The organism is Paenibacillus sp. HWE-109, assembly GCF_022163125.1.
GTDB lineage: Bacteria > Bacillota > Bacilli > Paenibacillales > NBRC-103111 > Paenibacillus_E.
The window spans coordinates 1508428-1521369 of the sequence record NZ_CP091881.1; the positions used below are offsets into that span (position 1 = coordinate 1508428).

At 46.8% G+C, this 12942-nt stretch carries 9 protein-coding genes; 7 read left to right on the forward strand and 2 right to left on the reverse strand.

Going from position 1 to position 12942, the window contains the following annotated elements; all coding sequences use genetic code 11:
* Nucleotides 1-4 precede the first annotated feature (4 nt).
* From LOZ80_RS06070 to LOZ80_RS06080, 3 genes are all read left to right on the forward strand, one after another.
* Nucleotides 5-3595, forward strand: a complete 3591-nt coding sequence (locus LOZ80_RS06070; protein WP_238170588.1) for a golvesin C-terminal-like domain-containing protein — start codon at nt 5-7, stop codon at nt 3593-3595.
* Nucleotides 3596-3738: 143 nt separating this feature from the next.
* Nucleotides 3739-3909 carry a hypothetical protein gene (locus tag LOZ80_RS06075; RefSeq protein ID WP_238170589.1) on the forward strand — a complete coding sequence of 57 codons (171 nt, stop codon included), beginning with the start codon at nt 3739-3741 and terminating at the stop codon, nt 3907-3909.
* Nucleotides 3910-4813: 904 nt separating this feature from the next.
* Nucleotides 4814-5470, forward strand: coding sequence for a type 1 glutamine amidotransferase domain-containing protein (locus LOZ80_RS06080; RefSeq protein WP_238170590.1), 657 nt, complete (start codon nt 4814-4816; stop codon nt 5468-5470).
* A gap of 375 nt (nt 5471-5845) precedes the next feature.
* On the opposite strand, the gene LOZ80_RS06085 is transcribed toward LOZ80_RS06080, so the two are convergent.
* Nucleotides 5846-6130: a DUF4183 domain-containing protein gene (locus LOZ80_RS06085; RefSeq protein ID WP_238170591.1), complete on the reverse strand. Its 285-nt coding sequence runs from the start codon at nt 6128-6130 to the stop codon at nt 5846-5848.
* Nucleotides 6131-6217: 87 nt separating this feature from the next.
* Nucleotides 6218-6910, reverse strand: coding sequence for a DUF4183 domain-containing protein (locus LOZ80_RS06090; RefSeq protein ID WP_238170592.1), 693 nt, complete (start codon nt 6908-6910; stop codon nt 6218-6220).
* Nucleotides 6911-7231: 321 nt separating this feature from the next.
* Between LOZ80_RS06090 and LOZ80_RS06095 the strand changes: the two genes are divergently transcribed.
* The 4 genes from LOZ80_RS06095 (at nt 7232) to LOZ80_RS06110 (ending at nt 12907) form a co-directional block, all read left to right on the forward strand.
* Nucleotides 7232-8638: an MATE family efflux transporter gene (locus LOZ80_RS06095; protein WP_443147012.1), complete on the forward strand. Its 1407-nt coding sequence runs from the start codon at nt 7232-7234 to the stop codon at nt 8636-8638.
* 92 nt (nt 8639-8730) lie between these two features.
* Nucleotides 8731-9411, forward strand: coding sequence for a response regulator transcription factor (locus LOZ80_RS06100; RefSeq protein ID WP_238170594.1), 681 nt, complete (start codon nt 8731-8733; stop codon nt 9409-9411).
* The gene (locus tag LOZ80_RS06105) at nt 9408-10766 is read left to right on the forward strand and encodes a sensor histidine kinase (RefSeq protein WP_238170595.1); all 1359 of its coding nucleotides are present in this window, start codon (nt 9408-9410) and stop codon (nt 10764-10766) included. Before LOZ80_RS06100 ends, LOZ80_RS06105 begins: the two co-directional genes overlap by 4 nt.
* Before the next feature lie 443 nt (nt 10767-11209).
* Entirely contained in the window at nt 11210-12907 is a 1698-nt protein-coding gene (locus tag LOZ80_RS06110; protein WP_238170596.1) for a S41 family peptidase, read from the forward strand.
* Nucleotides 12908-12942: the final 35 nt, after the last annotated feature.

Consider the following 12942-nt stretch of genomic DNA (forward strand, 5'->3'; position numbering starts at 1 on the left):
GGCAATGAAGAAAGTGTTAAGCCGTTTGAGTTCTGCATTTGTGGTGTTGGCTCTTCTAGCAATGTACGGGTTCACTCTGATTTCAGGAAACCAAGTGGCCCATGCAGCATCATTAACCATTGGGCAAACCACAGTTGGGAATATTTTTTATGAAAGCGATGCCAAAACATTTAGAATCAATACGGATGGGGACTCGATTGATTGGGTGTATTCCGATTATTGGAATAACACCGTGCAGTCCGGAAGTCAGCCTGTAAGCGATGGAACGACCCTGCTAACCGTTAATCCTGGGAAAAATGGTTGGTTCAACTTAGTAATAACCGCCAAGCAGAACGGGAACGTTGTGTCGTCAAAAGAAACCTCGTTCGCTGTCGTCTCGAATTTCGATCTGAGCCAAGTGGCGGATTCGCATTTTTCCGTACAAACGCACGCTGCTCGAACCGACATAATTGCACAAGACTCCGCAGCCCTGATCCCGATTGCCAAGAAAATGGGGGTTAAGTATGTCAGGGATGCCTTACGGTGGGGGGACATCGAGGATACGACCAAGGGGGATTATAGCTTTAAAACCTTCCATGATGATTTCATGTCGCGTGTATCGGCGAACGATCTCAAGCCTTATATCACACTTGCATTATATAATAATTTCTATGATAGCGGAAATGCGCCCACGAGTTTGGAGGGAAGAATGGCCTTTGCTGAATATGGCAAGCAAGTATTAAGCAGATACCCGGAGATTGGTCAGGTGGAAATATGGAATGAGCCGGACATTCCTTCGTTTGGGAAAGGACTTCATACAGAGGCAGAGAAGGCGGATTTTTATTTCAATTTGTTAAAAACCTCCTACGAACAAATTCATCCCCTTTTTCCGAATGTGAAAATAACAGGATTTGTCTTTGGCGAATTGGGTTCAGACGCATTTTTGGAAGCGCTTTATCAAAAAGGCTCGCTGAATTATATGGATGAATATTCGTTCCATTCGTATACGAGGAATCCAGAGGATTTCGTTAAAGATATCAACAGACATAAAAATATGATGAAAACCTATAACAACAATCAAACCATTCCGATCAATCTTTCGGAGACAGGATTCAGCAATTTTAATTTCGACGAACATGTCCAAGCCAACTATGTGGCTCGAAGAATTGTCACTGCCTTGGCAAATGGGGTCGAAAAAATTAATATTTATAATCTGCAAAATAAATCTACGGTTCCGAATGAATTTGAGGGAACGTTCGGTTTGATTCGGAATCCTGACGATGCCAAAGGGGCTTATGTTCCGAAGCCGGCCTATGCCGCTTATGCGACTATGACCCGTGAATTAACGGGAGCGGATTTCCAAACGACGGAGGATGTTGGACCTGGCGTGTATAGCCATAAGTTCCATACAGCTGCGGAGGATGTTCGGGTTATGTACGCTCCTGCGGGAGCCGACCTCAAGCTTTATACTAGCAGCCCCCTACAAGTCACAGACATCATGGGGAATATGGTAACGTATACGCCAACGAATGGTTATGTGCGGCTGCGGCTGGATGAGAATCCGGTTTATGTCAAAGGTGGGTTGGAGGCTCCTTATATCGAAGAGATTCCGCCGACGATTACCAATCCGATCACTCTGTATAGCGGTTACAGCGTTGGAGGTTACGCCGAAGTCAATGGGCCGCTTGGAACAGCTACCAACAAATGGGTAACCTCTTCCGTCCTCAAAGGCTATAACGGCGGTATTTCGCGGGCGATTACGAACCCAACGGGCGCATCGGCCAAATGGACACCGAATGTGTCTGCGTCCGGACGTTACCGGGTTTCAGCGTATCTTCCCGGAACGCCCGCCACCCCGGTGAATACCACGAAGATGGCTGCGTATTCGATCTATATCAACGGAATAAAACAGGAAACGAAAGCTGTTGATCAATTCTCTCAGCAGGGGTCTTGGCAGGTATTGGGTACCTATGAGTTTCCAAGGGGAACAAGCAGTTATATTCTGCTCGAAGACACAAGCTTAGCTCACGATCGACCGCTTCGGGCGGATGTCATCAAGCTAGAGGCGATTCCTTCAACGGGAATTGCTCTGGATACCGATTCACTGGACCTGGAGGTAGGTGATACGCATGCCTTCAAAGCTGCATTTACGCCTGTCGAGGCGACAGATCAGACGCTGGTTTGGAGCAGTTCGAACAGTCAAATCGTGACTGTCGATGCCGAGGGGCATGCGAATGCGACGGGGGTCGGAGAGGCGGTGATTCGTGCCACGAATCCGTTGACTTCCCTCTTTGCTGAAGCGAAGATCCAAGTAACGATGCCCGTCATAAAGCAGGTGACGATTTATAATAGTTACGGCACAAATGGGGGATACGCGGAAGTCAACGGGCCTCTAGGAACCGCTACGAACAAGTGGGTGACTTCCACGATTCTGCAAGGTTACAATGGCGGCATCTCGCGAGCCATTACGAATCCAACAGGCGCATCGGCCAAATGGACGCCGACAATTATCCAGCCCGGACGATACAGGGTATCGGTTTATCTGCCTGGAACGCCCGCAACTCCTGCGTATACGACCAAAGCAGCCGAATATTCGCTTTATATCGGTGGCACGAAGATTGATTCCAAGATCATCGATCAATCCACACTGCAAGGCTCATGGCAGGTACTGGGCATCTATGATTTGCCGAGGGGAAGCGGGAGCTACATCACGGTTGAGGATGTGAATTCGGCTCATGACAGACCACTTCGCGCGGATGTTGCCAAGTTCGAGTTCATCCCCGTTACGGGCATCAGCCTGGATACTCAGGCGCTTAGCTTGCAAGTAGGAGATACGCATCTATTTACGGCGGGGATAACTCCGAATGATGCAACGGATCAAAATCTGATTTGGAGCAGTACGAATAGCGATGTGGCAGCCATTGATACTGCAGGACATCTGCGTGCTCAGGCTGTTGGCAACGCGGTAATCCGTGTCACCAATCCTTTGACGTCCCTGTATGCCGAGGCCGAAGTGAGTATTGCGTCGAAGAGCATGGCCAAACCAGGTAGGCCGATTCTCTCCGATGACAATGGCTACGATACGGGACTGCAAGATGGCAATTACAAGTTGAAGATGAATATGTGGTATGGAGACAACGGTACAATTTACAAGCTTTATGAGAATGATGTTTCAATCGATACGAAAATTCTTACTGACAATGCACCTAACGCACAAACAGTGGTAACCGCGGTTTACGGCAATAAGAACGGAACGTATCGTTACTATGCAGAGCTCACGAACGCTTATGGCACAACGACGAGCAGTACGCACGTTGTCACTGTTACCCAGGCTTCACCCGGCAAACCGGTTTTATCAAGCGATAACTGGGATGGCGACGGAAACTTCAAGGTGAGTATGAACATGTGGTGGGGTACCAATGGCGAGACGTATCATTTATATGAGAACGGTGTTCTTATTGATACGCAAGTACTGACAAGTCATACACCGTCTGCTCAATCGGCAGTAACAACGATAGCGAGCAGAAACAAAGGGGCCTATGAGTATCGCGGTGAGCTCGTTAATCATGCAGGTGCCACATCCAGCGATATGATGATTGTGAATGTGACTCCGTAGCGGGGTTACTTTGAAAAGCTGCTTGCCTGCGATAGCGGCACACTTGAACCCCAAAGTAGAATGGATTGAAAGCTGTGAGCATCAAAGGCATCCAGTTGTTGTTTATCGAACAAACGTGATGGCTTCGGATGTGTCTTGCTGAGATGTCTGTCGCTCTATTTGATGAAGAGGCTGTCTCCCAAGGTTGCAAACCTGGGGAGCGGCCTCTTTGTTTTGTTGGCGGAGGTGGAGCAGAGGCAGGAGTTGGCGGAGATGCAGATGCAGATACTGTAACGTTGCAAAACAACGTTACGGGTGGGAAAAGTGCACCTTGAGCGACATTTTAGGTGAGATAAGGATGAAAAACAGCGTTAAGTTGGAGCATGAGGCCAAAACGGGAGCTGTAACGCTGAAAAACAGCGTTAACAGGCAGAGTTGAGCACCGCCGACCTCTGGGCGGCCGAGCTGGCCGCTCTGAGAAGCGCCCCCTTACCGCGTCCCTCCGTGCCACCGCCCGCCTGGCCTTTCGTCCCGCCCGGCCGCCAACCTGCCGTGCCACCGCCCGCCTGGCCTTTCGTCCCGCCCGGCCGCCAACCTGCCGTGCCACCGCCCGCCTGGCCTTTCGTCCCGTCCGGCCGCCAACCTGCCGTGCCACCGCCCGCCTGGCCTTTCGTCCCGCCCGGCCGCCAACCTGCCGTGCCACCGCCCGCCTGGCACTTCGACCCGCCCGGCCGCCATCCTGCCGTGCCACCGCCCGCCTGGCCCTCCACCCCTCCTGGCCTCTACCCCGCCAGGTCTCTGCCTTGCCGGGCCTCCCCCCATCGATGCCTAATCAGTCTATCATTCTAACGAACTGCGGGATGCTTATAGACGCAAAAATGGCTACTTTGGCGATTTAATGAACTGTATTGACGCTATCGAGTAGTTTATAGGCGGAATGGTGATCATTTGCTCGGAATAACACCTCGGGAATTCGTTAGTTTTTCGAAATGACCTATTTTGATCAAATAGCTGGTAATGAGTTCGTTATTGCGGATAGCCTCAAGGTTCATTAGACTCCAGGGACAAACCCTTTCTCTCATTGATGGGGAAACACCTGGCAAATGGGCGTGTCTAACCCGGCAAATCATATAAATATATTTATGATAAACCATAAAATACATAATTGGATTTATGAATAGCGTCAAGATACAATACGTTTGAAAGATCATTTCAAACACAGAGGAGAGAATCAAAAAAATGAAAAAAATACTAGTAGTTGTCACTTCTGCCAATCAAATAGATAGTGAAAAATCTACAGGACTGTGGCTTTCGGAATTTGCTGAGCCCTTCATTGAATTTTCCAAACAGGGGTATGAGATAACTGTGGCTAGCCCTTTAGGCGGTAAAACTCCGATTGATAGCAATAGTGTAAGTGCTGATTTGCATCAAGAAATCTTGGATGCCGAGAAGTTTCTTGCAAATACGATCAAAGTGGATGAAGTAAATGCGGAGGATTATGATGTGATTTTCCTGCCAGGCGGCCACGGAACGATGTTTGATCTACCTGATAACGGGAAGCTTCAAACACTGCTGAGAGAATTCTATGAGGCTGGGAAAATTGTCGCTGCGGTTTGCCATGGACCGGCTGGTTTAGTCAATACGAAGCTGTCTGATGGCAAATTCTTGGTGGAAGGCAAACGCATAACGGCCTTTACAGATTCGGAAGAAAAAGCTGCTGGATTGGATAGCTATATGCCATTCCTGCTGGAGTCCAAGCTTCGTCAAGCAGGTTCCAACTTTGTTACGGCGCCAGATTGGAGCGATCACTATGAGGTTGACGGCAATTTAATCACAGGTCAAAATCCTCAATCCACACTTAGCGTAGCCAAAGCGGTTATAGCAAAATTGAACTAACTACGAATTCCAAAACATGCAAAAGAGCTAAGCCTGAATGTAGGCTTGGCTTTTTTTTGTTCACATCATAAGTATGGGAAGATTCATCAAATAACTATGATTCCGTAAAGTAAGAACATCGCCGGCCGCTAGAGAAATTAAAGCCCTGCAATCTGAGCGGTTCCTGGATCATGTGTGATTCAGCGGGAGAGAATACTGTTCGTGTCAAAAATCACATCAGCCTCTACTGGAACGGTTTGAGCGGGGGGAGAGACAGGAAGTATGATCGCCATGTACATTCAAATCCCATTTTTTTGTATGTTTTCAGGCGCTGAGAACGAAAATGCCGACAATTCCAAACAACAAGAATTGTCGGCATCATGTTCCTAAAGAGAATTAGTTTACAACAAATTCGATTACAATTGGAGTCGCTGGATCAAGTGTATCACCACCAGGAATGGTGATCGCCGTGGTAGTAACGGTCGAAGTATCGGCTGTTTGTAACTGTGCATTAATGTAGAGATTATAATACGCTGGAGCTGTTGGAAATGCTGTGGCAGCAGTGCCTGCGTCATTCGTGGTGGCTGTAGCTAGAATATTAAATGCAACACCGACGCCTGTGCCGTCTCCTGCTGTAGCATTGAATCTTCTGGCAGCCATAAAAGGTTTTGTAATTGGCATGTATATCACCTCCCTTCTCCAATCACTATTAGTAGATGCCGGAGATAGAATAATGGGAAGGGCAGCTATGTGATTAGATCGTACATTTTAATAGGATGTTTGAGCAAAAAAATGAATGATTTCGAGAATAATCGGCGTACCAGAAAAAATAGTTTGATTGTTGGCGCGAATAGTCAAGGCGTTTGTATTTAAGCTGTATAAACTGCTTTCTTGCAACATGCCATTGATATAAAGATTGCTATAGCTATTTGGACCTATCACTATAAATGCGGTTATGAATCTTCCTTCATCGTTAGTGAATTCATTAGCTGGAATAGTTACAAGGGATTGCGTATCAGAAATGACCGTATAAAAGTATCTTCGAGCGCTTGGAACAATGATAATTTCAGGGATGATGGAAGGACCTGGGAGGCCAGGAGGGCCTTGTATGCCTTGTGGTCCTTGTATTCCAAGTGCTCCTTGAAGCCCCTGAAGCCCCTGAAGCCCCTGAAGCCCTTGAAGTCCCTGAAGCCCTTCAAGTCCTTGAAGCCCTTGAAGTCCCTGAGGGCCTTGTATGCCTTGAGGAGCAGTTACATTAATGTTTGGTGAAGGACAGGCAACACGTCTATTTTTTTTACAGATGACAATAATTTTCTTGCGTCCCTTTTTTCTTGGCAAAGGGCAAGCCGTAATTGTCTTCTTTTTACAATCTTTTTTGCCATCGGAATTAGATTTTTTACACATATGCTTTCTTGTTAATGGAACCCTTCGGGTTTTTTTACGGGTATTGCGACACAACAAGCGAAACACCTCCTTATCAACAATTTCCGATTTGTTCCTAGCTGTTATGGTTCAGTGTACGTGAGCCGTTTATCTTAGGGATGGACTAATCGTCTGTTACCGTTGGGTCATATCCTATTTTTGGGAAGAATAGGTTGGTGTTAGGGTGACGGTTCCGTCATTAAGGATCTAACAGAGGAGAGAAGCGCCTTTTTAAGTTTGGTAAACAACAACAACATCACATTCTATGATAAAGTAGGATAAATGAATGAAGATGATATCTTCGCAAAAAGGTATCGAATCCATCGACGTCAGATGCTATCGAATGGGAAGTGACCTAATGTGATTCCGCTTCGCTTTAAGGCTCGAAGCCATGCTATGTTGAACAAATATCTTACAGGGGAATCCATTGATTACCGACAGGTGATATCGTTGTTTTTCCCAATTCTTATCGATCAAGCCTTCCTAGTTGGTCTAAGTTTGGTGAACACTGCTATGATCAGTTCGTCGGGTGTGGCGGCAGTCAGCGCAGTGAGTATGGTTGATTCGCTCAATCTCTTGCTGGTTAACGTTTTCGTTGCTTTGGCGACCGGGGGCACAGTGGTGGTGGCACAATACAAGGGCAGCGGGAATGATAAAATGGTTTCCAAGGCGGCAGCAGCTTCGGTAACTACTGTGACTTTACTGGGGCTAATCTTGAGTTTGTTTGTTCTCTTATTTTATCATCCGATTCTGAAGTTTCTTTTCGGTACGGCGGATCCAGAGGTGTTCACCCATGCGGGCACTTATCTGGTAGGAAGCGGCTTATCTTACCTCGGTATTGCCTTCAAGGAAGCCGTTAACGGGGCACTTAGGGGAATCGGGAAAACCCGAGTGACCTTGGGGTTGTCCTTGATTATGAACCTTACATACGTACTTCTGAACTTTATATTCGTTCATTTCATGGATATGGGGGTTCTAGGCTTAAGTGTGGCTGTGAATATTTCCCGCTATTTGGCTGCGGGTTGCGCACTGTACTACTTGCTCCGTCTGGATGCCAACCTGCGAATTCAACTTAAGGACTTGCTGGACTGGAATTTCTCGATGTTCAAGAAAATCATGTTTATCGGGCTGCCGTTTGCCGCGGAGCAGGTATTTTTTAATGGTGGTAAAATGTTAACCCAAATCTACATCGTTAGCTTAGGCACGTATGCGATTGCAACGAATGCGATCAGTTCGGTTTTCGCTATGCTCTTGCAAATCCCCTCAATCGCTTTGTCAACAGCCTTGGTCACAGTGGTTGGGCAGTGCATAGGGAGGGGCAGTATACAGGATGCCCGCAAATTTACGAGGTCGTTTCTATGGCTATCGTCGGGCTCGCTGGTTCTAACAGGCTTGCTGCTGCTCCCGTTCTTCAAGCCTCTCGTAAGTCTGTTCCACCCGCCAGCGGAAATTATGGACGATCTGTACCTGATTATGCTGGTTAATATGCTCGTCCAAATCCCTCTATGGTCGATCAGTTTTCTGCTGCCTGGGGCGCTGCGAGCTGCAGGTGATTCTCGGTTCACCTCCATTACGGCGATGTTGACTATGTGGTTGTTTCGCGTCGTTCTCGGCTATGTTTTTGGTATCACGCTGGGCTACGGAGTGTTCGGTGTGTGGGCGGCTATGCAATTGGAGTGGGGTGTGCGCGGGGCGATTTTCCTATGGCGTTATCGCGGAGAGGGATGGTACAAGCATCGTCTGGTAGATGCAGCGAGCAAGAAATAAGGGGATAACAGCTTGTCCATTCTGTTCAATTATCAACCCTTGCAGTATGATGGGTTTACATGTTTATATTGGAAAAAGGAGTTCATAGTGCAATGAACAACATACTTATTGTGGATGATGATGCCAACATCCGCGAGCTGATGAGTTTCTTTCTACAGAATGATGGATTTGACGTTATTGAGGCGGAGAACGGAGAGGAAGCACTCTCGGTGATGGAGAGAACGGATATCAATCTCGTCATTCTTGATATCATGATGCCGCTTATGGACGGCTGGGATTTGTGCAAGGAGATCCGGAGTCGAGATCCTCATATCCTGCTCTTAATGGTTACGGCCAAAGGGGAGTCAGGGCATAGGGTAAAAGGATTTCAGTTGGGAACGGATGACTACCTGGCGAAGCCGTTCGATCCGGTGGAGCTTGTGCTGCGAGTGAAAGCACTGTTGAAGCGCTCCCGGATTTCCTTCTCCAAGGTCATACAGCTGGGTGAAATTCTGTTGAACCTTGACACCTACAGAGTTGTGCGCGGAGACGAAGAACAAGCGCTGCCACTAAAAGAATTCGAGCTATTGTTCAAGCTAGCCAGCCATCCAGGGCAAATTTTCACACGGGAGCTGCTGATCACTCAAATATGGGGAATGGACTACGAAGGTGATGACAGGACCGTGGACGTGCATATCAAGAGGCTGAGGGAAAGGTTTGCCGGCGACAAAAAGCATTTTCACATTGAAACGGCACGCGGCCTAGGCTATAGGCTTGTGGTTAACTCGGGATGAAGAGCTTATATGTCCGTATCGTGCTTACATTTCTTGCTGCTATTGTCATTGGCTTGATCTCTGCCTTCCTGCTCGGGGTCGCCATATTCCAAAAAGAGTTAAATGATATCGGACAGAACGATATGATCGCTGTAGGCGAGAACATTGTAGGGCTTTATGAACAAACAAAACCTGAAGACTTGGATGCGTTCATGACGAAAGCTTCCCAGTTGACCATGTACCCGATTCAATTGTATTCTGCCTCAGGCCAAATGAAAGCCTATGGCCAGAATTATCAAGGCCAAGTGGTTACTGTCGCCACGGAATCCATCGATCAAGTTCTGGGAGGCGGGCACTATCGATCCAAAGTGAAAGTAGAAGGGGCGGTCTATGTCGGGCTTCCGTTTTCTTTTGAAGGTAAGAACTTTGCCCTGTTTTTGCTGTCTTCTACCCAAAATGAGAAGGCTATTATCCGGTTATTAATAACGATTCTATTACTCGTGCTTGTTATAGGAAGCTTATGTATTCTTATTGCAGCCAGATTTCTGGTGAAGCCGCTTCAAGCATTGACGAAAGCGACCAAACGACTCGCCAAGGGCGATTTTGATGTGGAATTAAAGATGAAGCGCAAAGATGAGTTGGGGATTCTTGCTCAAAGTTTTAATGAGACGGCCCGGGAACTCAAGCAGTTAGAGATGATGCGTCAGGATTTCGTTTCGAATGTCTCCCATGAGATTCAATCGCCGTTAACTTCCATCTCGGGCTTCGCGAAAGCACTCAAGCTTGATCATCTGGTTACTGCGAAGAATCGGGAGCGATATTTGGATATCATCCTTAGGGAAAGCGATAGATTGTCCAGACTCAGCGATAATCTACTCAAGCTTTCTTCCCTCGAATCCAAGCACCATCCTTTTGTGGCAAAAACGTTCAATCTGGACGAACAAATCAGGCAGGTTGTCGTCTCTTGCGAGCCGCTGTGGTCAACCAAAAACATTCGCATTGACCTGAGGCTTCCCGTAGCTTCCAAAATTACGGCTGATCCCGATCAGCTGAATCAAGTATGGATGAACCTGCTTGGGAATAGCATCAAATTCACGCCCGATGGCGGAAAGATCGGTATCGAGCTCCTCGCACACAGTCATACCTATACGGTTGTGATCAAGGATTCCGGGATAGGTATTACGCCGGACGCGTTAACCCATATTTTTGTGCGGTTTTACAAAACGGATAGCTCGCGCAACAGCATGGGCAGCGGCCTCGGCCTCGCGATCGTGAAGCAAATTATTGCTCTCCATCACGGAAATATCGAAGTGGAAAGCGCAGTCGGGCAAGGCACGATGTTCACCATAAATCTGCCAAACACTGCGCCTGATTAGATGTATAAGAACAAGGCTGCCTCAAAAGGTTGAAAAACCGGAGAGACAGCCTTTATTTGTTTTGGCGTGAGCGCGGAGTTGCTCCAGCTTCCTCACGCTGACGTAAGGGAACTACGGTGCGCTATTCTAGCCAAAAGTATCATTGTCGGGAGGTTGAGGGAACTACAGTACGTTATTTTGTTGTTTCATGGAAATTTCGGCGCTTTTGATGGAAATAAGACCCTGTAGTTCCGCTATACCCCTCGCGACCCTACTTTTCGTCTACTTAGCGTCCCCTAGTTCCCTTACTAGGTTTTGCCGCTAAGAAGAGACTGATTTATCAGGGTGGCGAAGCCATTTTTCTCATGTCAGAATTTATATGGAAAGCGCCCATCGTGTTCATGCTCTGTTCATATTTCTTTTTTAAGCTTAAAAAAATAAGCTTCGAAGAGAAGGAGATGCCTATGAGCTATTTTGGAGATGTAATTCAATCATTCAGATGGTTTACTATGTATGATCTGATACTATTAGCCATCAATATGATCATTCTAATCTGGTATGCTGTCCCTATTCAAAGGTATATGCGATGGTTTGATTTTATGCCTAGTTTGAGCCTTCTTGTGGCTATCGCAAGTGTGTTAAGCGGCGATACGTCACTGCTGGCGATAGTGCTGTACGTCTTGACCGCGATACTTTTCCTATGCACTTTCAAGAAAATTTATAAACCGATCTATCGCATCGCCGTACCCAAGCACAGAATTGTAAGAGCCGTCTTATGTCTAGCTGGTGTCATCCCGCTTATCTTCGTTTGGATGATTGCCGGCGAGGTACGCTTTAATCCGGTTAGTCATTTCAGTGAAATGAGCTATTCCCAAGCCTTTGTACAATTAAATGAGCGGCTATCCAAAGAGTATCCTTTCGGGGATTGGAAAAAGATAGACTGGAATGAAATGGAAAATAAATATGAACCCCTTTTTGTAAAAGCTGAGCAAGAAAAGAACAAAGATTTATACTATAAAACGTTAAGAACGTACCTTTTTTCACTGCGAGACGGACATGTCAAAATTATGAATGAGCAATTGTACGAAGACAATCCCGTTTTCAAACAAGAAGTTGGCGGTAGTGTGGGGATTAGTACGATTCAATTGGATCAAGGCAAGGTATACGTTAATTTGCTAGTGGCAGGCAGTCCGGCTGATAAAAGCGGCATCCAGCTTGGTGCGGAGATCCTGTCCTGGGATGGAAGAGATGTTCAGGAAGCCTACCGCTCAACCTACTGGAGCGAAAGCCCGATGGCTACGGAGGGTGATCAGCTTATTAATCAGGGTAGATTTATGACAAGAACGGCTATTGATAAAGATATCGAGGTTGCCTATAAAAACAAGGGTGATCATGAGATAAAAAAAGTAACCTTAAGGGCCTATGATGACCAGTTTGAGACGCTCAAGAAAACAAAAGTGAAATTGGTTAAAACGGATGCCCCCGTGGAAGGAAAAGTTCTAAGTAACGGATACGGTTATGTGAAAATCAGATATTTACTGCCAAGTGAGTCCATGGCTCATCCGGATAAAGTGTTGGGAGACATCTTGAAAGGGTTTCAGGAAAAGCAAATAAAAGGCTTGATTATTGATGTTCGGGACAATCCAGGGGGGAGTGATGACCTTGTTGCTGCGATGGCCGGTTATTTCGTGAATAAGCCTAAATTTTATGAATATGTAAGTTACTACAGTCGAATGACCGGGAAATTTGAAATCAATACTAGTGAAACGCGGACAATACAACCCGCGGAGCCTTACTATGGCGGCAAGCTAGCCATTATCATCAATCAACGGACAGGAAGTTCAGGAGAAGGTTTGCCGATTCTGGCAAAAGGCTTGCCCAATGTGCAAATTGTTGGTTTTACCTCTACCAATGGTTCATTCGGGGTTGTCTCCAATCCTATACAAGTTGAAATGCCGGAGGGGTACGTCGTGCAATTCCCGGACGGCCGATCGCTGAATGCAGATAAAGCGATTCAAGGGGACAGTGATGATCAAGGGAAAGGCGGAGCGATTCCAGATATTCGAATTCCATTAAATGAGCAAACTTTCGAACAAAAGGTTGTTCAAGGGCAGGATGTCGAGCTGAATTATGCGATTCAAGCCTTGGAGAACATGAAGTGATGTGAAGCGAGGCTGCCTGGTCAAGTCGATTCCAC

Excerpts from the sequence above, each read along its gene's own strand:
- LOZ80_RS06070 (WP_238170588.1), top strand. The coding sequence starts at position 5 with ATGAAGAAAGTGTTAAGCCGTTTGAGTTCTGCATTTGTGGTGTTGGCT.
- LOZ80_RS06075 (WP_238170589.1), top strand. The coding sequence starts at position 3,739 with ATGTCTGTCGCTCTATTTGATGAAGAGGCTGTCTCCCAAGGTTGCAAA.
- LOZ80_RS06080 (WP_238170590.1), top strand. The coding sequence starts at position 4,814 with ATGAAAAAAATACTAGTAGTTGTCACTTCTGCCAATCAAATAGATAGT.
- LOZ80_RS06085 (WP_238170591.1), bottom strand. The coding sequence starts at position 6,130 with ATGCCAATTACAAAACCTTTTATGGCTGCCAGAAGATTCAATGCTACA.
- LOZ80_RS06100 (WP_238170594.1), top strand. The coding sequence starts at position 8,731 with ATGAACAACATACTTATTGTGGATGATGATGCCAACATCCGCGAGCTG.
- LOZ80_RS06105 (WP_238170595.1), top strand. The coding sequence starts at position 9,408 with ATGAAGAGCTTATATGTCCGTATCGTGCTTACATTTCTTGCTGCTATT.
- LOZ80_RS06110 (WP_238170596.1), top strand. The coding sequence starts at position 11,210 with ATGAGCTATTTTGGAGATGTAATTCAATCATTCAGATGGTTTACTATG.